Origin of the sequence: Sphingomonas sp. SORGH_AS_0789 (genome assembly GCF_031453055.1) — a bacterium.
Taxonomy (GTDB): domain Bacteria; phylum Pseudomonadota; class Alphaproteobacteria; order Sphingomonadales; family Sphingomonadaceae; genus Sphingomonas.
The window spans coordinates 2,252,851-2,276,616 of record NZ_JAVIYV010000001.1 but is presented as its reverse complement, the minus strand read 5'-3'; the positions used below and the strand labels follow the sequence as shown (position 1 = coordinate 2,276,616).

24 protein-coding genes are annotated in these 23,766 nt (G+C 67.3%); 12 read left to right on the top strand and 12 right to left on the bottom strand.

Features of this window, described 5'->3' with window-relative positions:
* Positions 1 to 4 precede the first annotated feature (4 nt).
* The 3 genes from xdhC to QE360_RS10490 are packed head-to-tail and all read left to right on the top strand — an operon-like array spanning position 5 to position 3,356.
* Positions 5 to 940 (top strand): xanthine dehydrogenase accessory protein XdhC, encoded by a 936-nt coding sequence (gene xdhC / locus QE360_RS10500; protein WP_309701367.1) that lies wholly within the window; start codon positions 5 to 7, stop codon positions 938 to 940.
* A gap of 2 nt (positions 941 to 942) precedes the next feature.
* Positions 943 to 2,232 (top strand): guanine deaminase, encoded by a 1,290-nt coding sequence (gene guaD / locus QE360_RS10495; protein ID WP_309701365.1) that lies wholly within the window; start codon positions 943 to 945, stop codon positions 2,230 to 2,232.
* Positions 2,205 to 3,356 carry a nucleoside hydrolase gene (locus QE360_RS10490; RefSeq protein WP_309701364.1) on the top strand — a complete coding sequence of 384 codons (1,152 nt, stop codon included), beginning with the start codon at positions 2,205 to 2,207 and terminating at the stop codon, positions 3,354 to 3,356. The genes guaD and QE360_RS10490 overlap by 28 nt, the downstream gene beginning before the upstream one ends.
* Here the strand turns inward: QE360_RS10490 and QE360_RS10485 are convergent.
* Complete coding sequence (locus QE360_RS10485) at positions 3,338 to 4,258, bottom strand: LysR family transcriptional regulator (RefSeq protein ID WP_309701362.1); 921 nt, start codon at positions 4,256 to 4,258, stop codon at positions 3,338 to 3,340. The genes QE360_RS10490 and QE360_RS10485 overlap by 19 nt on opposite strands.
* A gap of 336 nt (positions 4,259 to 4,594) precedes the next feature.
* On the opposite strand from QE360_RS10485, the gene QE360_RS10480 reads away from it, so the two are divergent.
* Positions 4,595 to 6,982, top strand: coding sequence for a TonB-dependent receptor domain-containing protein (locus QE360_RS10480; RefSeq protein ID WP_309701360.1), 2,388 nt, complete (start codon positions 4,595 to 4,597; stop codon positions 6,980 to 6,982).
* A gap of 59 nt (positions 6,983 to 7,041) precedes the next feature.
* Complete coding sequence (locus QE360_RS10475; protein WP_309701358.1) at positions 7,042 to 8,133, top strand: purine nucleoside permease; 1,092 nt, start codon at positions 7,042 to 7,044, stop codon at positions 8,131 to 8,133.
* A gap of 26 nt (positions 8,134 to 8,159) precedes the next feature.
* Here QE360_RS10475 and QE360_RS10470 read toward each other — a convergent pair whose 3' ends face one another.
* Positions 8,160 to 9,524, bottom strand: coding sequence for a nucleobase:cation symporter-2 family protein (locus QE360_RS10470; RefSeq protein ID WP_309701356.1), 1,365 nt, complete (start codon positions 9,522 to 9,524; stop codon positions 8,160 to 8,162).
* A gap of 278 nt (positions 9,525 to 9,802) precedes the next feature.
* On the opposite strand from QE360_RS10470, the gene QE360_RS10465 reads away from it, so the two are divergent.
* On the top strand, positions 9,803 to 10,816 hold the full coding sequence (locus tag QE360_RS10465; RefSeq protein WP_309701354.1) for an adenosine deaminase: 1,014 nt from the start codon (positions 9,803 to 9,805) through the stop codon (positions 10,814 to 10,816).
* Positions 10,817 to 10,915: 99 nt separating this feature from the next.
* A complete protein-coding gene (locus QE360_RS10460) occupies positions 10,916 to 11,467 on the top strand; it encodes a phosphoribosyltransferase (RefSeq protein ID WP_307100324.1) in 552 nt (183 codons plus the stop codon).
* Positions 11,468 to 11,509: 42 nt separating this feature from the next.
* Here QE360_RS10460 and QE360_RS10455 read toward each other — a convergent pair whose 3' ends face one another.
* The 7 genes from QE360_RS10455 to QE360_RS10425 all read right to left on the bottom strand — a co-directional run bounded on the left by QE360_RS10455 (position 11,510) and on the right by QE360_RS10425 (position 17,280).
* On the bottom strand, positions 11,510 to 12,511 hold the full coding sequence (locus QE360_RS10455) for an MBL fold metallo-hydrolase (protein WP_309701352.1): 1,002 nt from the start codon (positions 12,509 to 12,511) through the stop codon (positions 11,510 to 11,512).
* Between the two features lie 2 nt (positions 12,512 to 12,513).
* The gene (locus QE360_RS10450) at positions 12,514 to 13,140 is read right to left on the bottom strand and encodes an SOS response-associated peptidase family protein (protein WP_309701349.1); all 627 of its coding nucleotides are present in this window, start codon (positions 13,138 to 13,140) and stop codon (positions 12,514 to 12,516) included.
* A gap of 872 nt (positions 13,141 to 14,012) precedes the next feature.
* Positions 14,013 to 14,363, bottom strand: a complete 351-nt coding sequence (locus tag QE360_RS10445) for a tetratricopeptide repeat protein (RefSeq protein WP_309696915.1) — start codon at positions 14,361 to 14,363, stop codon at positions 14,013 to 14,015.
* Positions 14,364 to 14,720: 357 nt separating this feature from the next.
* Positions 14,721 to 15,146: a biopolymer transporter ExbD gene (locus QE360_RS10440; RefSeq protein WP_307100333.1), complete on the bottom strand. Its 426-nt coding sequence runs from the start codon at positions 15,144 to 15,146 to the stop codon at positions 14,721 to 14,723.
* 34 nt (positions 15,147 to 15,180) lie between these two features.
* The gene (locus QE360_RS10435) at positions 15,181 to 15,654 is read right to left on the bottom strand and encodes a biopolymer transporter ExbD (RefSeq protein ID WP_307100335.1); all 474 of its coding nucleotides are present in this window, start codon (positions 15,652 to 15,654) and stop codon (positions 15,181 to 15,183) included.
* Positions 15,655 to 15,756: 102 nt separating this feature from the next.
* Positions 15,757 to 16,548: a MotA/TolQ/ExbB proton channel family protein gene (locus QE360_RS10430; RefSeq protein ID WP_307100337.1), complete on the bottom strand. Its 792-nt coding sequence runs from the start codon at positions 16,546 to 16,548 to the stop codon at positions 15,757 to 15,759.
* Positions 16,549 to 16,599: 51 nt separating this feature from the next.
* Complete coding sequence (locus tag QE360_RS10425; RefSeq protein ID WP_307100339.1) at positions 16,600 to 17,280, bottom strand: energy transducer TonB; 681 nt, start codon at positions 17,278 to 17,280, stop codon at positions 16,600 to 16,602.
* 214 nt (positions 17,281 to 17,494) lie between these two features.
* On the opposite strand from QE360_RS10425, the gene QE360_RS10420 reads away from it, so the two are divergent.
* On the top strand, positions 17,495 to 18,388 hold the full coding sequence (locus QE360_RS10420; RefSeq protein WP_309701348.1) for a hypothetical protein: 894 nt from the start codon (positions 17,495 to 17,497) through the stop codon (positions 18,386 to 18,388).
* Here QE360_RS10420 and QE360_RS10415 read toward each other — a convergent pair.
* On the bottom strand, positions 18,364 to 18,651 hold the full coding sequence (locus QE360_RS10415) for a Rossmann fold domain-containing protein (protein WP_309701346.1): 288 nt from the start codon (positions 18,649 to 18,651) through the stop codon (positions 18,364 to 18,366). The genes QE360_RS10420 and QE360_RS10415 overlap by 25 nt on opposite strands.
* Positions 18,652 to 18,658: 7 nt before the next feature.
* Positions 18,659 to 19,027 (bottom strand): dihydroneopterin aldolase, encoded by a 369-nt coding sequence (locus QE360_RS10410; protein WP_307100345.1) that lies wholly within the window; start codon positions 19,025 to 19,027, stop codon positions 18,659 to 18,661.
* A 134-nt stretch (positions 19,028 to 19,161) separates the two neighbouring features.
* Here QE360_RS10410 and QE360_RS10405 point away from each other — a divergent pair, with 134 nt between their 5' ends.
* The 4 genes from QE360_RS10405 to QE360_RS10390 are packed head-to-tail and all read left to right on the top strand — an operon-like array spanning position 19,162 to position 22,031.
* Entirely contained in the window at positions 19,162 to 19,674 is a 513-nt protein-coding gene (locus QE360_RS10405; RefSeq protein ID WP_309701344.1) for an N-acetyltransferase, read from the top strand.
* A 46-nt stretch (positions 19,675 to 19,720) separates the two neighbouring features.
* Entirely contained in the window at positions 19,721 to 20,293 is a 573-nt protein-coding gene (locus QE360_RS10400; RefSeq protein WP_309701342.1) for a DUF1285 domain-containing protein, read from the top strand.
* Positions 20,290 to 20,883: a CoA pyrophosphatase gene (locus QE360_RS10395; RefSeq protein ID WP_309701340.1), complete on the top strand. Its 594-nt coding sequence runs from the start codon at positions 20,290 to 20,292 to the stop codon at positions 20,881 to 20,883. Before QE360_RS10400 ends, QE360_RS10395 begins: the two co-directional genes overlap by 4 nt.
* Entirely contained in the window at positions 20,871 to 22,031 is a 1,161-nt protein-coding gene (locus tag QE360_RS10390; protein WP_309704129.1) for a CCA tRNA nucleotidyltransferase, read from the top strand. The genes QE360_RS10395 and QE360_RS10390 overlap by 13 nt, the downstream gene beginning before the upstream one ends.
* On the opposite strand, the gene QE360_RS10385 is transcribed toward QE360_RS10390, so the two are convergent.
* A complete protein-coding gene (locus QE360_RS10385; protein WP_309701338.1) occupies positions 22,022 to 23,620 on the bottom strand; it encodes a bifunctional diguanylate cyclase/phosphodiesterase in 1,599 nt (532 codons plus the stop codon). The genes QE360_RS10390 and QE360_RS10385 overlap by 10 nt on opposite strands.
* Between the last annotated feature and the right edge of the window lie 146 nt (positions 23,621 to 23,766).

The window sequence follows — 23,766 nt, the reverse complement described above, 5'->3', positions numbered from 1 at the left end:
GTGGATGACCAGGCTGCGCGACGCCACGCCCGGCGAGCGGATCGCGCTGGTCACGGTGCTGGCGACCGAGGGGTCCGCGCCGCGCGGAGCGGGCACGCGGATGGTGGTGACGGATGCCGCCGCGTTCGACACGATCGGCGGCGGCGCGCTGGAGCATCGGGCGATCGAACAGGCCCGCGCGATCCTGGCCCACCCACCCGGCACCTGGCGGATACAGGATTATCCGCTCGGGCCGCTGCTCGGCCAATGCTGCGGCGGGCGCGTCCGGCTGTTGATCGAGCGGATCGACCCCGATGCGCTGGGCTGGATCGAGACGGCGACCCTCGGCGCGACGCTGACCACCCTGCTGCACCCGTCGGGCATCACGCGCACCGTCGATCCGGCGGCGGCAATCGTCGCCCTGCCCTCGCGCGGCGAACGCCCCGGCGCGGGCGCATGCTGGGCCGAACGGCTCGGCCAGTGGCATCGGCCGCTCTATCTGTTCGGTGCGGGTCATGTCGGCCAGGCCATCGCGCGTCAGGCGATCGGCCTGCCGCTGCGGCTCGCCTGGTTCGACAGCCGCGCGACGATGCAGGAGCTGAAGGGCGTGACGATCGTCGACGAGGACCGCCTGCCCGCCTGTCTGGCCGACGCGCCCGCCGAGGCGGCGGTGCTGATCCTGACCCATGACCATGGGCTCGATTACCAGCTGACCCGCGCCGCCTTGACGCGCCCGCCGCTGGCCTTTGTCGGGCTGATCGGATCGGCGACCAAGCGCGCCCGCTTCCTCGCCCGGCTGACCCGTGACGACGTGCCGGACGAAGCCCGCGCCCGACTAACCTGCCCGATCGGGCTGGCGGCGATCACCGGCAAGGAACCCGAGGTGATCGCGCTGTCGGTCCTGGCCCAGCTTCTGGCGCTGGGCCGCGAGCCCGCCCCCCACCCCGTTATTGCCGAGTGACCATGACCCTACGCCTTTTCCGCGCCGAATTGCTGTCGATCGGTGCCGATCCCCGCGACGATCCGACCGCGATCCGGCATGAGCCCGACGGGCTGCTCGCGGTCGAGGACGGGCTGGTCGTGGCGCGCGGCGATTATGCGACGCTGGCGCCGCAGTTCGACGGCGTCGCCGTCGAGCGGCTGTCCGGCATCGTCGTCCCCGGCTTTGTCGACGCGCATGTCCATTATCCCCAGATGGACCGCATCGCCTCGCATGGCGAACAGCTGCTCGACTGGCTGGAACGCCATATCTTCCCGGCCGAAAAAGCCTTTGCCGACCCGGCCCATGCCGCCGCCGTCGCCGATGCCTTCCTGACCGAGCTGCTCCGCCATGGCACGACCAGCGCGCTGGTCTTCCCGACCGTCCACCCCGGATCGGTCGACGCGCTGTTCCAGGCGGCGCTCGACCGGCGGATGCGGATCCTGTCGGGCAAGGTGCTGATGGATTTGGGCCCTGAGGGCCTGCGCGACACGCCCGAGAGCGCCCGTGCGGATAGCGAGGCGCTGATCCGCCGATGGCGCGGGAGCGGACGGCTGGGCTATGCGGTGACGCCGCGTTTCGCGCTGACCTCGTCCGACGAACAGCTCGTGCAGGCCGCCGCGCTGCTCGACGCGAACCCCGATGTGCTGCTGCACACCCATCTGGCCGAGAACCGCCACGAATGCGCCGCCGTCGCGGAGCGTTTCCCGCACGCGCACGACTATCTCGATGTCTATGACCGGTTCGGGCTGGTCGGTCCGCGATCGGTATTCGCGCATGGCATCCATCTGTCCGACCGAAGCTGCGCGCGGCTCGCGGAAACCGGAGCGGGGATCGCGGTCTGCCCGACCTCCAACCTCTTCCTGGGATCGGGCTTCTTCGATTTCGGGCAGGCCGATGCCCACAAGCTGCGGCTGGGTCTGGGCAGCGATATCGGCGCGGGCACATCCTTCTCGATGCTCCACACCGCCGGGGTCGCTTATCAGGCGGCGCTCGCACGCGAGTTGCGACTCGATCCGTTCCGTGCGCTCTATCTGGCGACGGCGGGCAGCGCGGCGCTGCTCAACATCGGCGACCGGGTCGGGGCACTGCTGCCCGGACAGGAGGCCGATTTCGTCGTGCTGGACGAAGCCGCCACGCCGCTGCTCGCGCGGCGGACCGCAGGCGCGGACCTGGCCGCGCGGCTGTTCGCGATGCAGGTGCTGGGCGACGACCGCACCGTGCGGCGTACCTATGTGATGGGCGAATGCGGCTGGGATCGGGGGATCGGCTGATGCGCAAGCTGGGGTTGCAGCTTCTTGGATGTTTAATGGCGCTGCTCGCGGCGACAATGCCCGCGCAGGCGCAGGAGAACCGCCGCCTGGTCGTCATCGACGACGAAGGCTTCGGGCTGGGCCATGTCATGCTGCTCGACGCGCCCGATGTCGAGGTGCTGGGCATCACCACCGTCACGGGCAATGTCTGGGCCAACCGCGCCACCGCCCTGGCGCTCAAGGGCGTCGAGCGGATGGGCCGGAGCGTGCCCGTGGCGCAAGGCGCGACCTATCCGCTGGTCAATTCGGAGGTTCTGACCGAACGCTGGGAGGCGCTGTACGGCAAGCTGACCTGGAAGGGCGCCTGGATGCGCCAATGGGTCGAGCCGACGAAACAGAGCACCCCGCCCTATCACCGCGCCGACGATCCGGTCGCGCTGCCCGGCGGCAATCCGACCACCCGCCCCTCGCCCGAGATCGCCGCCAATTTCCTGCTCCGCATGGTGCACGAGCATCCCGGACAGGTGACGATCATCGCGATGGGACCGCTGACCAATTTGGCGCTGGCGCAGCGGCTCGATCCCGCCTTTGCGGGTCTGGCCAAGGAGCTGGTCTATATGGGCGGCAGCCTCAATCCCCGTCAGGTAAGGGACGGCGTGTCGGCCAGCCAGTTTGCGCGCGAATTCGTCCATTCGCCGCGCCGCGAGTTCAATGCGCGCTTCGATCCCGAGGCGGCGAGCATCGTGTCGCGCAGCCCGTGGCGGCACATCACCGTCGTCCCCGCCGACCCGTCCACCGCGACCGAACTGACGCCCGCGCTGATCGCGCGGCTGCGCGCGGTGTCGCCGCCCGCCATGGCAGACTGGATCGGGTCGCTCGAACCCGGCTTTCCGATGTGGGACGAGATCGCCGCCGCGGTCTGGCTCGACCCGAGGATCGTCACCACGCGCGACACCGCCTTTGTCGATTACGATACGCAGTTCGGGCCGGGTTACGGCGATATGCTGTCGTGGAGCCCGGGCTATCAGCCGGGGATCGGCGAACAGCGCGCGGAGGTGATCCGCGCCATCGATCCCGCCCGGCTGGAGGCGCTGATGCTGCGGCTGCTGGCCCGTCCGACCCGGCCTCAGGCCGCGGGGGGCTGATAGGCGAACTGGGTGAAACCCGCCTCGATCTCGCGCAGCACCATCGCGGCGGCATAGGAGGGCGTGCGCGCGGTTGCGGTGCACAGGGCCAGCGTCATCGGGCGCAGCACCTTGTCCGCGATGCGCGTGAACGCCAGCGATCCGGTGCGCACCTCGGTCGATACGTCCAGCGAGGTCAGGATGCCGACGCTGTCGCCCTGCTCGATCAGCGACGCGATCATCTGGATATTGTCCGACGTCACCCGACGGTTGAGCGTGACGCCCGACGTCGCCTCCAGCACCGCGACCTGCTGGTGCACGGCTAGCGGCGCGGCCGGCAGGATCACCGATTCGCCGTCGCAATCGGAAAAGCGAATCTCCGGCTGCCCCGCCAGCCGATGCCCCGGCGGCGAGACGATGCCCAGCACCACGTCGACAAAGGCGCGGACCGTCAGATCCTGATAGGATTGCGGGTCGAACAGGATGCCGAAATCGACGTCATTGGCGGCGATCGCGCGCCGCACCTGCTCGTTGCCCAGCACATGCACCCCCATGGTGATACCGGGATGGCTTTGCTGGATCGCATGGATCGCGGCGGGCATATAGCCCTTGGACAGCGCGTCGATGACCGCGATGTCGACATGGCCGCGCTTCAGCCCGCGCAAATCCTCGATCTGGGCCAGCGTGTCCCCGAGCTGCTTCTGCCAGCGTCCGCCCGCCGCCATCATCACTTCGCCCGCCGCCGTCAGCCGCAGGCCGGTGGACAGCCGTTCGAACAACTGAACCCCCAGCCGCGCCTCGGCATTGAGTATCTGCCGGTCGATCGCCGAGGCCGACACGGCCAGCTCGTCGGCGGCGCGCCGGATCGAGCCCAGCCGCCCGACTGCCATGAAATATCGGATGAAGCGCGATAGGGCGGGCATGCTCTAATTTATGCAACGGATCGTCGTCATCATTGCGTTTGAATGCAATGATCCCGGCCCGTACGTCAACTGCCGGGTCGGTATGATGACGCGGCCACCGTGCGATTGCCGCGCAATACGGACCGGCGTGACGACGATGGCCATACGCCGCCGCGATCACGGGGGAGAGATCAGGGACAAACAGCGACGGACCGGCCCAGGGGAATGGGCCGGGCGTCACATGGGGGGCTGACACTGATGACGCTTGCTTGCTCGCTATCGACCATTTCGCGCGCGCCCGGGCGAGGGCGCCGCACCGGGATCGCTTTGCTCCTGTCGCTGCTGTGCGGGACCGCGATGACCACGCCCGCCCTCGCCCAGCAGGCGACGACGGCCACCCCGCCCCAGCCCGCCGCACAGGACGGAGCGGAAATCGTCGTCACCGGATCGCTCGACGCGCTGCCGGTCAAGGATGTCGGCTCGGTCTTCGGGTTCGACAAGACGCTGGTCGAAACGCCGCGCTCCGCCTCGACGATCAGCGACGAACAGATCGAGCGGTTCGGCATCACCGACATCTATGATCTGGTCGCGCAATCGCCCGGCACCTTCACCAACTCCTTTTTCGGGGTGGGCGGCGCGCTCGACATTCGCGGCACGCCCGGCGAGACCTATTTTCGCGGCGTCCGCCGGCTCGACAATGCGGGCAATTATCCGACGCCGATCGCGGCGGCCGACCGCATCGACATCGTGCGCGGCCCGGCCTCGCCCATCTATGGCCCGTCCAAGACCGGCGGCTATCTGAACTTCGTGCCCAAATCGGCGCGGGTCGCGGGCGGCGCGCTGTTGAGCGGTCCGACCGGCGAGGTGAGCTATACGGGCGGCAGCTGGGACCGGAACAATCTGCGCGCCGAGGTGCGCGGTCCGCTCCACCTGGCGGGCGCCGATCTGGGCTATAGCCTCTATGCCGAGGTCGAGGATTCGGGCAGCTATTACCGCAACATGTCGACCCGGCAGACCATCCTGCAGGGCGCGTTCGACCATCAGCTGACCGACCAGATCAAGATCGAGTTCGGCGGCCAGTATCAAAATTTCAAGGGCCAGCAGAATGGCGGCTGGAACCGCCTGACGCAGAAACTGGTCGATAACGGCACCTATATCACCGGCACCGCCAAGCCGCTCGACACCAATGGCGACGGCCAGATTTCGCAGGGCGAGATCAACGCATCCATCCCCGGCGGCCTGTCGATCTTCGGCAATTATACCTGCCCCAACAGCACGTTCAGCGCGTTCGCCACCGGCTTCACCAATGCCTGTTTCACCCAGACCTATCCGCAGTTGAACCTGGTCAACACCGGCACGACGACGCTCAGCCGCCGCAACGTGCTGACCGGGCCGAACGACAAGCTGGAGAACAAGCAGACCACGCTCTATTACGACATCACCTTCGACGGCCCCGACGACCTGACCGTCAGGAACCAACTGTTCTTCGACCATACCCAGAACATCAACAACAATGATTACGGCTTCTCGCAGCGCGTCAAATCCTATGTGATCGAGGACAAGATCGTCATCGCCAAGTCGATCAAGACGGACATCGGCAGATTCTCCGGTCAGTTCTCGCCATCGGTCCGCTATGTCAATTTCGACTATGGCGACGATTTCGATTATGAATATTTCAGCCGTGTCGACCTGACGCAAAGCTATACGCCCGCGTCGAACCGCCTGCTCGCGAACGAGTGCAATTGCGGCTATACCGACCGGGTCTTCGGCCACACCACCGACTTTGGCCTGGCCGCGCTGGTCGACCTGGATTTCGACTTCGGGCTCGATCTGCTGCTGGGCGGGCGGTACGACAAGGTGGACGCCGCGTCGCGCTATGATCCGACCGTCATGGACCGGGTGCCGACCCGCGTTTCGGCCAAGGGCAGCGACGATGGCTGGTCGTGGACCGCCAGCGCGTCGTACAAGCTGCCCTTCGGCCTGATCCCCTATGCGACCGCGTCGCAGCAGGCGACCATCGTCGTCGGCCAGGGCGCCGAGGTGCTGCCCGAGGCGGCGGCATCGGGCTTCATGTCGACCTCGCGCCTGTACGAAGGCGGCATCAAGGGAAGCTGGCTGAACGAGCGGCTCTATGCGGCGCTCTCGGTCTACAAACAGAACCGGACCGACTTCAACATCCAGTCGATCACCGTCAACCAGGCGGTCGAGACCAAGGGGGTCGAGGCCGAAGCCCGCTGGGCGGTCGACCGGCATCTGCTCGTTACCGGTGCCTATACCCATACCGAGGTCGTCAACCTGACCGGCCTGCAAGCGGGTTCGCTCTTCAGCTTCTTCGGCATCGAGGATCTGGTCAACGTCACCAACCCGACGCTGTATCTGGGGGGCCAGCCGATCGGCCTGGTGCCGATCACCAACCGCAATCAGGCGCGGCGCGCGGGCATTCCCGCCAACCTCTATTCCGCCACCGCCACCTATGGCTTCGACAACGGCCTGTCGGTCAGCGGCAGCGTGGTGAAGGTCGACTCGGTCTTTTCCGGCCAGTCGCAGGCGGTACGGCTGCCCGGCTATACGCTGGTCGATCTGTCGACCTCGTACCAGACCGGCCCGTGGCTGTTCCGCCTGGTCGTCAAGAATGCGACCAATGCGCGCTATTTCCGCGCCAACTTCACCGAATTGTTCGGCAGCACCATCGTCCTGCCCGAGCGTCCGCGCAGTTTCCTGGCCTCCGCCGTCTATAAATTCTGAATGGGCGCACGGGGATGCGAGCCGCCCGTTCGCGTCCCCGTCCCGCCGGAGTATCGATCATGAACCCTCTCGTCACCGGGCTGCTGCTCGCCGCCATGGCCCCCGCCCCGCAACCCGCTCCACAACCCGCCACGCCGCCATCGCTATGCGCCATCGCCGCCCCCTGCCCCCGCCCCCTGCCGGTGCGGATGGTCGTCGTCACCATGTTCGAGATCGGCAAGGACGAAGGCGATGTCGCGGGCGAGTTCCAGCTGTGGAAGACGCGGCGCGATCTGCGCCAGCGCATCCCCTTCCCGCACGGCTATCACGACCTTTATTACAACCCAGACACGCAGATATTGGGGGTCGTCACCGGCGTCGGCTCGGTGCGATCGGCCGCCGCGATCACCGCGCTGGGCCTCGACACGCGGCTCGACCTGTCACGTGCCTATTGGCTGGTTGCCGGGATCGCCGGGATCGACCCCGAGGACGCCTCGATCGGCTCGGCGGCCTGGGCGCGCTACAGCGTCGACGGCGATCTGGCGCATGAGATCGACGCGCGCGAGATACCCGCCGATTGGAAGAGCGGCTATTTCCCGATCGACCGCAAGGGGCCCAACGACCCCGCCCCGCCCCGGCCCGATGGCGGAGAGGTGTTCGCGCTGAACCCCGGCCTGACCGAATGGGCCTATCGTCTGACGCGCGACGTGCCGCTGCCCGACGATCCGGGGATCGCGCGCGAACGGGCCCGCTATACCGACCATCCCAATGCGCAAAAGCCGCCCTTCGTCCTGATCGGCGACCAGTTTTCCGCGATGACCTTCTGGCACGGCGCGCTGCTCAATCGCTGGGCCAATGATCACACCCGTTATTTCACCCAGGGCAAGGGCAATTTCGTCACTAGCGCGATGGAGGAAACCGGCACGCTCCAGGCGATCGCCTATCTCTCGAAGATCGGCCGGGTCGACAAGGACCGCGTCCTCGTGCTGCGCGCGGGCAGCAACTATACCATGCCGCCGCCGGGGGTGACAGCCGCCGACTATCTGCTGCGCGAGAATGAGGGCTATGCCGGGCTGAACGCGTCGGTCGAGAGCCTCTACCGGGTCGGCAACCGGGTGGTGGAGGAATTGCTGTCCCATTGGGATCGCTACGCCACGACCCCGCCGCGCTGATGCGCCGCCGCCCCAACGCGGCGCGGTCAGGCCACCGCGCCGTCGCCGCTCGTCCGGTTGCCGAAAAAGGCGTTCAGCCCGACCGCGCTGATCGATGCCAGCACGATCCCCGAATGCAGCAGCGGGGCAAGCGCGGTCGGCATCGCCTGGAAGAAGCGGTCGGACAGGACCGGGATCAGCCCGACGGCGATCGACACAGCGATCGTCACCAGCCGCTCGAAGGTCAGCTCGACCGATCCCAGGATGCGGATGCCCGTCGCGGCGATCATCCCGAACATGACCAGCGCCGCCCCGCCCAGCACCGGCAAGGGCACCGCCGCGACCAGCGCCGCCAGCTTCGGACAGACGCCCAGCGTCAACAGGATCACCCCCGCCCCCGCGCATACAAAGCGCGAACGGACGCCGGTGATGCTCAGCAACCCGATATTCTGCGCGAAGGAGGTATAGGGAAAGGTGTTGAAGATGCCGCCCAGCAGCGTACCGGCCGCATCGCCGCGCAGGCCCCGCACCATCTGGCGCCGGTCGATCGGCCGACCGACCATCTGCCCCGCCGCCATGAACATGCCGAAGGATTCGATCATCACCGTCATCATGACCAGACACATCGCGATCGACGCGGGCAGGTCGAAGGTCGGCAAGCCGAACTGAAAGGGGCGCACCAGCGCGAACCACGGCGCCTCGCGAACCTGGGTCAGATCGACCTGGCCGGTCGCGCCCGCGATGATCGTACCGACCACCGTCCCCGCCAGCACCGCACCGCTTCGCAACAGGCCGCGACCGAAGCGCATCAGGCAGAGCACGATGGCCAGCGTCAGCAGCGCCAGCAGCAGATGCGCGGGTGCGCCATAGCCGGGATCGGTCGGCTGTCCGCCCGCCGTCCAGTTGATGCCGACCCGCATCAGGCTGAGCCCGATCGACAGGATCACCGTTCCGGTCACGGCGGGCGGGAACAGCCGCGACACCCGGCCGACGAACGGCGCGATCAGGAAACCAAACAGCCCGGCGACGATCACCGCCCCGTAAATGCCCTGCAGGACCATGGCGGGCGGCGTGCCATCGGCCTTGCCGGTGGCGATCATCGCCAGCATCGGGCTGATCGAGGCGAAGGTCACGCCCATCACGATCGGCAGGCGTATCCCCACCAGCGGCAGGCCCAGCGTTTGGATCAGCGTGGCGAACCCGCAGGCGACCAGATCCGCGCTGATCAGCATGCCCAACTCCGCAGGGGGCAGGCCCAGCGCGCGGCCGACGACCAGCGGCACCGCCACCGCCCCGGCATACATGACCAGCACATGCTGACAGGCCAGCGGAACCAGCCGCCGCGCGGGCAGCACCGCGTCGACGCCGTCCCCGGCCCGGTCGATCGCGGGCGCGACGGACGGATCGGACATGTCCTGGCCTGCCAGGGGCAACTTCCGTGTCGCCGATTGCATGGGCTTGGATCTCCGTCTGTCCATGAGGTGATGACGGTCATCGTATCGATATCGAAGCGGCCGCCACCAGCGCCGATTCTGGAACGGAGCGATCGAGAAAAGGCATCGCTCCCGGCCCGCCATGCCGTTCACTCGCGAACGGCATTGGAAATCGCGCGTCCGGGCTATCGCCTGTGTGCACGATTGCGCATGATGACGCCCGCGCCCGCCAATCCCGGCCGATGGAGCCTGCCCGCATGACCGACGACGACTTCATCACCGCGCTGCCCAAGGCCGAACTGCATCTGCATATCGAAGGCAGCCTCGAACCCGAGCTGATGTTCGACCTCGCCCGCCGTAACCGGGTTTCCATCCCGTTCCGCTCGGTGGAGGAGGTTCGGGCGGCCTATGCCTTTTCCAATCTGCAGGATTTCCTCGACCTCTATTATGCGGGCGCCGACGTGCTGCGGACGGCGGAGGATTTTCACGATCTGGCGGTCGCCTATTTCGACCGCGCGGCAGCCGATGGCGTGGTCCATGCCGAAATCTTCTTCGATCCGCAGACGCATACCGATCGCGGCATCCCGTTCGACGTGGTGATGGAGGGGCTGCTGGCCGGGATGGCCGCGGCGAAGGAACGCCATGGCCTGACGTCGAAGCTGATCCTGTGCTTCCTGCGCCATCTGGACGAGGAGGCCGCCTTCGCGACATTCGACCAGGCCGGGAAATGGCTCGACCGCATCGATGGCGTCGGGCTCGATTCGTCCGAGGTCGGCCATCCACCATCCAAATTCGCCCGCGTGTTCGCCGCCGCCGGGGATGCGGGCCTCAAGCGCGTGGCGCATGCGGGGGAGGAAGGGGCGCCCGCCTATGTCCATGAGGCGCTCGATCTGCTCGGGATCGACCGGCTCGACCATGGCAATCGCGCGCTGGAGGACCCGCTATTGACCGCCCGCCTCGCGCGGGAGGCGATGACGCTGACCGTCTGCCCGCTGTCCAACCACAAGCTGTGCGTGGTCAGGGACATGGCGGACCATCCCATCGACCGGATGCTGCGCCTGGGCCTGCGGGCGACGATCAATTCGGACGATCCCGCCTATTTCGGCGGCTATGTCGGCGACAATTACAAGGCGGTCGCCCGGGCCCGGGCCTTGTCCCGCGCCGATCTGGTGACGCTGGCGCGCAACAGCTTCCTCGGATCGTTTCTGGACGATGCCGCGATCGCGGCGCATCTCGCGCGGCTCGACACTTTCGCGCAGCGTTACGGATAAGCGGCGACGGTTGCCCTGGCGACGCCAGGGGGTAGAAGACGAGCGCCGGCTTCGGGCAGGAATAGACCCGGTCGGCCCAACAAGGATGATGGAAGTTTCGTGGTCACCAAAGTCTATCTGTCCGCCGATCGCCTGCTCGAGGACTCGTTCCGCCTGGCCAATCTGGTGTTCGATTCCGGATTTCGTCCGACCCATATCGTCGGCATCTGGCGCGGCGGTGCGCCGGTGGGCATCGCCGTCCAGGAACTGCTCGAATATCGCGGCGTCCAGAGCGATCACATCGCGATCCGCACCACCTCCTACACGGGAATCGACCAGCAGGACCCGCAGGTCCGCATCTATGGCCTCGGCTATCTGGTCGATGTGCTCAACCCCGAGGATCGGCTGCTCCTGATCGACGACGTGTTCGATTCGGGGCGCTCGATCCGCGCGGTCCTTAAGGAACTGAAGGAGCGGTGCCGGAACAACATCCCGGACGAGGTGAAGGTCGCGACCGTCTATTACAAACCCTCGCGCAACGTGACCGACCTGAAGCCCGATTTCTTCGTGCACCAGACCAATGACTGGCTGATCTTCCCGCACGAGATCAACGGGCTGACCGAGGCGGAGATTCGCGAGCACAAGCACGGCGCCGACATCATCCTGCGCTGACACGAGATTGCCCCTCCCCTTTGGGAAGGGGCTCATGTTCGTTCAGCGCGATGTCCCCAGGGTCCGGCCGAAATGGTAGACGCCGCCCGGCTCGGCCGCGACGAAGCGATCGCGGGGGATGCGTGCGGCGTCGAGGGCCGCCGCCAGTTCCTCGACCGGCGCGTCGCGGGCTTCGTCGGTGAGCTGGAACGTGCCCCAATGGATGCCGAGCGCCCGCCCAGCGCCGACATCGGTGAAGATCCGCACCGCGTCGGCCGGGTCGACATGCTGCGCGGCCATGAACCATCGCGGTTCATAGGCGCCGATCGGGATGAGAGCGACGTCGGGCGCTCCCAGCCGCTCGCGCACCTGACCGAAGATGGCCCCGTCGCCATAGCCGGTGTCGCCCACGAACCAGATCGTGCCCGCGCGCGTCTCCAGATAATGGCCGCTCCACAATGTCATCCGCGTGTCGCTCGGCCAGCGATTGGACCAGTGGTTGGCGGGCGTCAGCGTCGTCGCGACGCCGTTGCCGAGGTCGATCCGATCCCACCAGTCGCCGGTCACGCACCGCGCGCCCGGCACCGCGGCGCGGACGACCGCATCATTGCCCAGCGGCATCGCCATCAGGGGATCGTGTACGGCGTGAAGGCGACGCAGCGTCGCGATGTCGAGATGGTCGTAATGGGCATGGCTCAGCAGCACGACATCGATCGGCGGGAGGGACTCAAACGGGATTCCCGGCGCGGTGACACGCTTGGGCCCCACGCGACGGAAGGGGCTGGCACGCTCAGACCAGACCGGATCGGTGAGGATGTTCACCCCCGCCGCCTGGATCAGCATCGCGGCATGGCCGACCATGGTGACGGACAGGCCATCGACGCGCGGCCGTGGCATCGCCGGGGTGACCGGCACCGTCACCGGCCATTTGGCGGCAGCGCCCGCCAGCTTCCAGCGCAGGATCGCCCGCAGTCCCCGATCGGTGCTCGCTTGGCCCGGATTGAAGAAGCGCGTGCCATCGAAATGGTCGCTCGGCGGACCGTCATAATAGCGGTTGCGGGCCATGGTCAGGCGACCCGCATCAATTGCGAAGGATAGGCGGTCAGCATGGCCAGAGCCTCATCGACCGGCGCGGTCAGCCAGCGTTCCTGATCTTCGGCCGACAGGATGACTGGCATCGCCTTGGGATGCTTGGGCGCGACCAGCGGATTGGGCTCGGTCGTGCAAAAGGCATAGACCCGGTCATGATCCCGGTCGAGCTTCCACAGCCCGGCGAAGCACGGCACCGCCTGATCCTCGACGGTGAACCACCAATGGGTGTCGCCCGGCCCCTGGCGATCGGCAGCGGCCTTGGGCTCGGAGAAGCGGGTGAAGGGCACGAGACAGCGATGTTCGGCCTTCGCCATCCAGGGCTTCCACATGCCGCTCTGCATGTTGCGGGCATTGGTCCACCAGTCGTAGAGGAAGGGCAACTCCCCCTCGCGCGCGGGCCGCTTGCGCGGCTTGCGGGTTGGGAAACCCCAGCGCATCGCGCTCAGCACCCGCCGGCCCTCTTCCAGGCGGACGACATAAGCGGGCTTGCCGGGAGCGGCGTAATCCTTCTCCACCGCCACCGCATTGGCCGCGTCGTCCGCCGCGCCCAGCGCATCGAAATAGGTTCGGGGGTCCACCTTGATGCTGTAAAGATTGCACATTCCGCTGTTCGATCACGGTCGGTGGCAGCAGACAAGCCTCTTCCGCGCCGACTACCCTCCGTCGCGCGCGAACGCGAGCCCTATGGCGACGCACGACGCGCTCCCCTGTCGCAAGACCGGATCGCGAGCCCCGGCTACGGACTGTTGGCTGGGACATTCTCCGTCGCGCCATCGGCCTGTTACTTCGCTGCCGGTATTCCCCGGCGAAACTCCCTTCAGGACCATTCAGCGAGAGCGACGATCCCATTGGGGGATTGTAAGTTGCCCCGATCATCGCCTGACTGGACTCCAGCCTCTGCCGGCGTGGGCCCCCTTAGGCAACGGGCCGCCTCTGGCGGAGGAACCCCGCCAAGGGCAGGACGACGGTGCAAATCGCGGGGATGATGGCGGACGCCGCCTATCCAGCAATATTAAGGCCAATCGACATTCAGGATCGCCCCTTCTTCCCTCTCCCCTGGCCAGGGGAGAGGGTTAGCGAAGCTTGCCAGCCTGCTGGCTAGCGCAGCTTGGGTGAGGGGTACAGCGAGCCTGTAGGCTCGCGCGCTCGCTTCGCGAGCGCCAACCCCTCACCCAGCTCCGACTAAGCCTTTGCTTTCGCAAAGACCAAGTCTGCGCGCCCCTCTCCCCTCTGCGAGGGGCGAGGGAGAGAGGCATCGCTGAATGGCGATCGGTCCTACACATCGTCGTTGGATAGGAATCCAGGCGCGGGGCGACAGAGCGCGTCAAACCCCACTATCGGAGATGCTGCCCCGCCCCGTTCGGCCGAGTGAGGTCGACGGCCGGGTTCAGGCATGGCCCTCGAACTCCGCGCGATCGTCTCACCCGGCGCTCGACGCCAGGACAGATTCGAACCCGACCTACCCCTTCTCGCGTCAGCGCGAAGCAAATGTCCGGTTCAGTTGGCGAAGGCCCGTCTCCGCGACGCGGTGCGAGGAAATCACCGCGCCCGAAGGCATGTCCATGGCAATCGGCTTTTCCTGCAGGACCGCCGCATAGAGCGATCGCGCCTCGGACGCGCGTCCGGTTTGGGCATAGACCGCGGCGAGGTTGAGCATCAGTTCCGGGCTGTCGGGGCTGGCCCGGCGCTCCTGGAGCAGGGTCCGCTCCGCTGCTACCAGCTTCCCGGCGGCGATCTCCTGATAGCCCGTCCTTTGCGGCCAGCGATCCTGGGCGATGGCCGGGGCTGCCATACCCGCCGCCGCCACGATCAGAGCCAAAGACATGCCACGCATCGCCCTTCTCCATGTTTCACTTTTATGACGGCATGTTGTCATTTATGTGAAACCGCCGCAAGGGTCGAAGGCGTTGCCGATGGCCGCGCGAAACCGGATTTCCGACGTGTCGGGGGAAATTCTTCCCGAAGACAACAAGTGATGGCCGCCTTCGCCTAAGGCCGATCATCGCAGGATAGCCCAGTGTGATCATGGGGCCCTTGCCCCCGCCGGTCTCCGGCACCAGCCCGACGCCCTCCGCACTCGATCACGCTCACACCCCGCCTCTCACCCCCTGTGTACCCCAGGCATAAAAAAGGCGGCCTCCGAAGAGGCCGCCCTGGTCCGTCAAGAACGGGATCGCTTCGATCAGAAGTCGTTGCGATACTGCTCGTTGCCGATGAAGCCGAGCTTGCTGACCGCCGAACGCTTGATGACTGCCAGGATCTCGTCGACCTTGACATATTTGGCGTCGGGGGCCGGCTGGAAGTGCAGTTCCGGCTCGGGGTTCATGGCCGCCGTCTGGTCGAGATACTGACGCAGCGTCACCTCGTCGACCGGCGTGCCGTTCCAGGTCACCGTACCGGCGGCGTCGATGCCGACCTTGTTCTTCTCGCTGTTCACGACGGGCGTGTTGTTCTTCGAGTTGACCGGCAGGTCGACCTTCACCGCGTGAGTCTGGATCGGGATGGTGATGATGAACATGATGAGGAGCACGAGCATGACGTCGATCAACGGCGTCGTGTTCATGTCCATCATCGGCTCGCCATCATCGGATCCGGCGCTCATTGCCATGGCGTGCTAACTCCTATTCTGTCCGCCCGGCCAATCAGGCGCGGGGGTTGCCGCCGGGGGGCGGCTCGGAGATGAAGCCGACACGGGCGAAACCGGCCTGCTGCATCGTGTAGATGGTGCCGCCAATGCACCGATACGGCGTATTCACGTCGCCGCGAATATGCGCCTCGGGCAGCTGATCGGGCGTTATGTTCGGCCCGAGCCGCTCGATCTCGGCCTTCAGCTTCTGAACCGCCTTGTCACGCAGCTCGGTCGAGGTCACGGGGCTGAGGCCCCAATACACCTTGCACTGACCATTTTCGCTGGTCACCGAAAGCGAGACGTTTTCCGGCTTCGTCGTCGTCGGATCGAAGCGGACGCTCGGCAGCTTGAGCGGAACGGTCTGAATCACGACCGGAACCGCGATCAGGAAGATGATGAGGAGAACCAGCATGACGTCCACGAGGGGCGTCGTGTTGATCTCCGACATCGGTTTCTCGGCGGAGTCCCCGCCAACGCTCATCGCCATGAGAGAGCTATCCTATCCATGCATTCTTTCGCCGTCCCGGAGCCGGGTCGACGGGGGGTGGCGGGGCCGTGCCGCGAACGGCCGGTCCCCGCCCCCTTAGGCTCAGGCGCGCGTCTGAACGCCACCGGCCTGACCGGCCGTGGTCGTCGCCGGGGTCGCCTTGACGGCGGTCGGCTTGGCACCGGCAACGGCCGGACGAACCGCACCGTTCGAGGCCAGGAAGCCCAGCACGTCGTTCGAGAAGGACGACAGGTCTTCCGCGATGCCCTTGTTACGACGCTGCAGCCAGTTGAAGGCGAGCACCGCCGGAACGGCGACGACGAGACCCAGCGCGGTCATGATGAGCGCTTCACCGACCGGACCGGCGACCGCGTCGATCGACGCCTGGCCCGACGAGCCGATCTTGATGAGCGCGCGATAGATGCCGATAACCGTACCGAACAGACCGATGAACGGCGCGGTCGCACCGACGGTCGCCAGGAAGGCGAGACCGCCGCCCAGCTTCGAGTTGATCGCGGCTTCCGAACGCGCCAGCGAGCCGTGCAGCCAGTCATGCGCTTCGACCGGATCGGTCAGCTTCGAATGCTGGTCCTGAGCGGCCAGACCGTCGTCGACGATCTGCTTGTAGGCCGAGTTCTTCTCGAGCTTGGCCGAACCTTCGCGCAGCGAGTTCGACGACCAGAAGCCCTGACGAACGCGCTTCGCCTGGTTGATGATCTTCTGCTGCTCGAACAGCTTCGAGAACAGGATGTAGAACGACACGATCGACATCAGGCAGAGGATGGTGAACACCGACTGCGAGATGAGGCCGCCCTCTTTCAGAGCCTGGCCGAGGCCGTACGGATTTTCGGCACCGGCCGCAGCGCCGCCCGCGGCGAGGATGGTGGTGAGCATGATTGGTTAGGTCCTCTGACTAAAGCGTTGGGTGTGATCGGCTTTTAGCCGTTATTCCTGTGGCAGCTGCCAACGGATGTTAAGCGTGTACGACGATGCGACGGGGTTGCCGGCCGCGTCCTGGGCGGGCGTGAAACGCACGCGCGCCTTGGAGATGCGGCAGGTGGCATCGTCAAGGGCCCGGTTGCCGCTGCCCGACAGGATCGTGCAGTCGGTGACGCGCCCATCGGTGCCGATCGACAGCTTGGCCGACACGCGGCCTTCCGCGCCTTCGCGCTGGGCCGAGGGCGGATAGGCGTCGGGACCGAAATACTGGCCCGGGTTACCGCGCAGACCGGCAGCCTTCGAGACCGTCGGCGCAGGCGGCGGCGCGGGCGGAGCCGGCGGCGCAGGCGGGGCCGGCGGTGCGGTCGGCTGGCTGAGCGGGATGATGCTCGTCGTCGAGATCGTCGGCGCCGGCGAGGGCACGTTGACGATCGGCGGCGGCGTCACCACCGTGGTCGGCGGCGGAGGCAGGTTGGGCTGCTCCGGCGGCGGGGGCGGCGGTTCATCCGGCGGTGGCGGGGGCGGCGGCTCCTCCACGTTGAACGTGTCGAGCTTTTCGGTCGCCTTCTTCACGTACTGGTATGCCAGTCCCGTGACGAAGGCGTAGCCCAGGGCAGCATGGATGAGCACGACGATAACGATCGCGACCACCTTGCCCCCGGACATCTTCTGGTCAGTATAGGCCATTCAGCAACGAAACTCCTCAGTCTGCCAGTTTCGCCTCGCCGTAGCGTGGGGACGTGGGAAACTCCTGCCATGCGCTCACGCATGCGGCAGAGCCTCGGACCCTATCGTCACGGCTGGCGCGGTGCAATCAGTTTGTCGGACGTAATAAACGTACAAGCACGCCATGACAAAATTATTTCTGTACCGTTAATACACGAAGGAGTAGCGCGAAGCGATGAAACCCCTCTCCCACGCCCTCCATGCTACCACCATCGCGGTCGCGATGCTATCGTTTGCAGGCCCGGTCGGGGCGCAAGTGGCGACCGCGCCGTCGGTGCGCGCGGGCGATCCGATGGTAGCGCAAACAGGGCCCGGCTATGCCGACCTCGCCGACCTGGTCCTGTCGGCCCCGGTGATCGCCGACGTGACGATCCGCTCGGCGGCCGCGATCAAGGGCGCAGAGGCCGTGGGTGTCGCCCCCGGCCGGCAGCGTTTCTATGTCGAGGCCGATGTCGGCACGCTGATCCGCGGATCGGGCGGCCTGCCGGCGCGTGTCGGCTATCTCTACGATGCGGCGACGGATGCGCGGGGCCGCGCGCCGCGGCTGAAGAAGATGCGCGTGCTGATCTATGCACGGCGGGTGCCCAATGCCCCCGACCAGCTCCAGCTGGTCGCGCCCGATGCGCAGCTGCCCTGGACGCCCGATACCGAGCAGCGCAGCCGGACCATCGCGCGCGATGCGCTGTCGCCGGACGCGCCGCCGGTCATCACCGGCGTCGGCAATGCCTTTTACGTGGCGGGCAGCCTGCCCGGCGAGGGCGAGACGCAGATCTTCCTCACCACCGCCAATAATCGCCCGGTGTCGTTGTCGGTCCTGCGGCGTCCGGGCGAGGAACGCCGCTATGCCGTGGCGCTGAGCGAGATCGTCGACGAATCGGCGGCCCCGCCCGCGCGCGATACGCTGCTCTGGTACCGGCTGGCCTGCGCGCTGCCCGAATCGCTGCCCGATCGCAGCACCGCCTCGCTCTCGCCGCAGGATGCCCAGGCGGCGCAGGAGGATTATCGCTTCGTCATCCAGAAGCTCGGCCCCTGCGTCCGCGAGCGTCAGTTGCCCAGCGTCAGCAACTGACCCGTGACGGCGTGCGCGGCGGCGAGATAGGCGACCGCCGCCGCGACCGCCTGATCGGACGCGGTATCCCGGCAAATCACGGCGTTGACCCGCGCATCCGGAGCGGCGGCGACCGCGAGCGGCCCGATTGCCGCCTCCACCATCGCCTGCACCACGGGATCGCGTCCGGGGCGCAGCACCAGGATCAGGTCGCAGCCGGGATTCGCCGCGACGAGCGCCGCGACATCGTCCCCCGGCGCCACGTCGATTCGCCGCGCGACCATGCCCCGATCAGCGACGGTGGCGGACCAGCGTGATGCCGATCGCCTCGCCATCCTCGGCGATGGCCAGCTTCACGATCTTCACCTTCACGCGCCGAACCCGCTTGTCCTGAAGGAACAGCGTGTCGCAGATATGGTCCGCAACCCCCTCGATCAGCGTGAAATGCACACCTTCGGGCAACTGCGTCGCGGCATGTTTCAGATCGAGATAATTCTTTGATTCGCCCAGCGGCGTGTCGGGCGCATAATGGGCGGGACAGTCGAGATCGACGGTCAGCGAGATGCGCAGCGGTTGCGGCAGATGCGTTTCCTCGGAGTAGATGCCGGTCAGCACCTGGACTTCGAGGTCGTGGACTTCGAGCTGGAGACGGTCTTCCATGCCAGGGCTCTAGCAGAGCCCGCGCGCAAGGGAAGTAGCGGCGCGGAGCCGCAGGGCTTTGCATCCGTCGAGGAGCGGATTAAGGGCGCGCGCATTCTCCCCTCTCCTTCTGCCGCGATCGGACCCCACCCGTTGTGACCGAGACGACTGCCCTTGTTCCGCTCGACAGGGTCGATCCCGCCGCCGTGGAGGCGCTGCTCGACCGCGCCTTTCCGCCGGGGCGCCAGGCGCGGACCGCCTATAAGGTGCGTGGGACCGTCGCGGCGATCGCCTCGCTCTGCTTTGCCGCGCTGGACGAGGACGGCGCGCTGCTGGGTTCGATCCAGTGCTGGCCGGTCGCGCTTGCCGACGATGCGGGCGGGGTGCATCCCATGGTGATGGTCGGCCCGGTCGCGGTCGCCCCCGATCATCAGCGGGACGGCCTGGGACGTCGCCTGCTGACGCACATGCTCGCGGCCGCCGCCGAACAGGGGCTGGACCGCGCGTTGATGCTGATCGGCGACCCGGAATATTATGGCCGCTTCTTCGGCTTCACCGCCGACCGGACGGCGGACTGGCGATTGCCCGGCCCGGTCGAGCGGCACCGGCTGCTGGCGCGCGGCCCCGATGTGCCGGCTTGTCCCGGCATGCTGGGCGCTGCGGGCTGAGGCCGGGCTTTACCTGCGCTCCCTGCGCCCCTAACTCAGAACGATCATGCCCATGGCGCCGCCCCCCGATCTGTCCTCGCTCAGCCTCGCCGAGATCGTGCGCGCGATGGAGGCGCAGAAGCTGCCCCCCGTCTCGCAATGGAATCCCACCCATTGCGGCGACAGCGAGATGCGGATCGCCCGCGACGGCACCTGGTATCATCAGGGCAGCCCGATCGGCCGCCCCGCCATGGTCCGGCTGTTCTCGACCATCCTGCGCCGCGAAGCCGATGGCCGCCACGTCCTGGTCACGCCGGTCGAAAAGCTCGACATCGCGGTCGAGGATGCGCCCTTCGTCGCGGTGACGCTCAAGGCGCAGGGCGAGGGTCGCGAAGCGCGGCTGACCTTCCAGCTCAACACCGGAGACCTCGTCGCGGCGGGCCCTGCGCACGGCCTGCGCTTCGCCGAGGGCGAGGATGGCCCCCGCCCCTATCTGCATGTCCGCGACGGGCTGGAGGCGCTGATCGCGCGGACGGTCTATTACGAACTGGCCGAACGGGCGCTGGCGGGGGGTGACACGCCGCCGGGACTGTGGAGCGACGGCGCCTTCTTTCCCATCGCGCCCGCGACCGACGCATGACGCTGGCCGAAAGGCTGGCACAGGCGATGGCGCGGATACCCGTTGCCGACCTGTTGACCGGCGACGGGGACATCCTGCCCGAAACCGCCGCGACACCCACCGCCGCGGCGGTGCTGGTGCCCGTCACCGATCGCGTCGAGCCGGGCCTCGTCCTGACCCAGCGGACCGAGCATCTGCGCAACCATGCCGGGCAAATCGCCTTTCCGGGCGGCCGCGCCGATCCGGGGGACGTCGATCTGGTCGCCACCGCGCTGCGCGAGGCGGAGGAGGAAATCGGCCTGTCGCCGCACGCGGTGACGGTGGTCGGGCTCGCCGACCGCTATCGCACCGTCACCGGGTTCGAGGTGACGCCGGTGCTGGGAGTCATCCCGCCCGACCTGACCCTGTATCCATCCGAGGCGGAGGTGGCGAACCTGTTCGAGGTGCCGCTCGCCTATGTCCTCGATCCCGCCCATCACCGCCGGGTCAGCGCACCCTGGCGCGGGCAAACCCGTCATTTTTACGAGATTTTATGGAACGACCGGCGCATCTGGGGCGCGACAGCCGCGATGATCGTCAACCTGTCGCGGCGGCTGCAATGGGCGGCATGACGGCTGCGACCGCCCCCTGGACCGACCGAACCGACCTGATCGCGCTGGCCGAGCGGCTGGAGGCGCGGTTCGTCGGCGGCGCGGTGCGCGATTCGCTGCTGGGCCAGGCGGTGGCGGACATCGACCTCGCCACCCCGCTGTCGCCCGAGACGGTCATCGCGCGCGTGCGCGAGGCGGGGTTCAAGCCGGTGCCGACCGGCATCGCGCATGGCACGATCACCGCCGTCCTGCCCGATGGCCCGGTCGAGGTCACGACGCTGCGCCGCGACGTGTCGACCGATGGCCGCCACGCCGTCGTCGCCTTTACCGACGACTGGCGCGAGGATGCGGCGCGGCGCGACTTCACGATGAACGCGCTCTATGCCGATCCGGTGACGGCCGAACTGTTCGACTATTTCGGCGGGCTGGACGATCTGAAGGCGGGGCGGGTCCGCTTCATCGGCGATCCGTTGCAGCGCATCGCCGAGGATCATCTCCGCATCCTGCGCTTCTTCCGCTTTCATGCGCGCTTCGGCCAGGCGATCGACCAGGCCGGGCTGGACGCCTGTACGCAGCGCGCCAACGACCTGATGGCGCTGTCGCGCGAGCGGATCGCGGCCGAATTGCTGAAGCTGCTGGTGGCGGCGCGCGCGGTGCCGGTGGTCGCGCTGATGGTCGAACAAGGCATCTTCCGCGCGGTCATCCCCGAGATCGATCGCGCCGGGGCCGACCGGCTGGCCCGCCTCGCCCAGGCGGAAGCGGCGGCGGGGATCGCCCCCGATCCGATCCGCCGCCTCGCCGCGCTGCTGCCCCCCGAAGCCGCCGAGCCGGTGGGCGCGCGGCTGAAGCTGTCCAACCTCGACCGCAAGCGCCTGATCGCCGCGACCGCCGGGCCGGGCGATGAGGGGCCCCATGCGCTGGCATACCGGGTGGGCACGACCGGCGCGGTCGACCGGCTGCTGCTGGCGGGCGAATCGGTGGCGGCGATCCGCGATTGGACGCCCCCTGCCCTGCCGCTGACCGGCGGGGCGCTGGTCGAGCGCGGCGTGCGCAAGGGCCCCGATGTGGCACGGCTGCTGCGTCAGGTGGAAACCCGGTGGATCGCGGAGGGCTTTCCGGACGCGGACCGGGTCGCCGCGCTGGCCGATGCGGCGGTGGCTCAGGCCTGAGCCGCGATCATCGCCCAGGCCGCCTCGGGATCGAGCGGCTTGGCGTACAGATAGCCCTGACCATAGGTGCAGCCCAGTGCGGCCAGCGTCTGACCGAGTTCGATCGTCTCGATCCCCTCGGCGGTGGTCTTCATGCCCAGCGCCTGCGCCAGACCCATGATCGCGCGGACGATGGCGATCTTGTCGCGGTCGGCCAGCATGCCGTTCACGAAGCTGCGGTCGATCTTGAGAATGTCGATGGGCAGTTTCTGGAGATAGGCGAGATTGGAATAGCCGGTGCCGAAATCGTCCATCGCCACCGTCGTGCCGAGTTCCTTCAACCCTTCCATGATCATGGTCACGCCGTCGGGATCGCCGACGATCGCGCTTTCGGTCAGCTCCAGCGTCAGCCGGTCGCCCGCAATCCCGGCCTTGCCCAGCGCGCCGTCGATCACCGCCGGAATGGCATCGCGCTGAAGCTGGATCGCCGAGACGTTGACCGACATCCGCATCCCGCACGAGCCGCCCGCGATGCGGTCCCACTCGGCCAGTTGCATCGTCGCCTGCTGCACCGCCCAGCGGCCGAGCGGCACGATCAGCCCCGATTCCTCGGCGACCGGGATGAAGTCGACCGGGGAATGATCGCACCCCTCGGCATCGCGCCACCGCGCCAGCGCCTCGAACGAGACCATGCGGCCCGTTGAGAGATCGCAGATCGGCTGATAGGCGAGATGCAGCTCCTCGCGCTCGATCGCGCGGCGCAGCGAGGTCTCCATCGCGAACTGGGCGCGCGCGATGGTGAAGGCCTGGGGGTGATAGACCTCGGTCCGACCCGCCGCCTTGGCGCGTTTCACCGCGAACTGGGCGTGGCGGATCAGCTCCTCGGCATCGCCGTCGCCATCGTCTTCGGCGTTGAAGGCGATGCCCACCGACGCCTCGACATTCACCTCGTAATCGGTCAGCCGGAAGGGCGAGCGCAGCGCGCGGTCGATCCGGTCGGCCAGGACATGCGCCTCGTCCTCGCTCTCGTCGATCATCATCAGGATGCCGAATTCATTGCCGCCGATCCGCCCGATCGAATCGCGCGACCGCAGCGCCCCCTTCAACCGGCGTGCGACGGTGATCAGCAGCTCGTCGCCGACCAGCGAGCCCATACAGGCGTTCAGCCGACCGAAGCGGTTGAGATCGATGACCAGCACCGCATGCGAATGGCCGGTCGCCATCATCGCCTCGATCAGGTCGCCGAATCCCTGACGATTGGGCAGTCCGGTCAGGCTGTCGGTCGTCATCTCGCGCCGCAGGCTGCGCTCGGTATGATGCTGGGCGGTCTGGTCGACCAGCATGAGGACATATTGGTCCGCACGTTCCTCCGCCGAGCGGGCGAGCGTGACCTGAAAATACCGGCAGTCGATGGCCTCGCCGAGCGCCAGCGGGAATTCGATCGACTTGCCGCCCAGGCTCTGGAGATCGCCGATTCGCTTCGTCACCTCGGCCATGATCAGCGCATCGGACCGCGCCTCGGTCAGACCGGCACGGCGATAGGGGGCGTTGACCGTGACGATGCCGGGCCCATCCGCGCGCATCGCGATTTCCGCCGCCGGGATCGCCATGATCTCGACCGCGCACGACGTCAGAGTCGCGATTGGGCGCGGCAAGGGTCGCGGGATTGGATAAGCGGTCGAAGCCATCTACCGACCATTTATCGGCCGATCGTTAAAACCCCCTAAAATTTCAGCGAAATTGACGCCGTAAACGG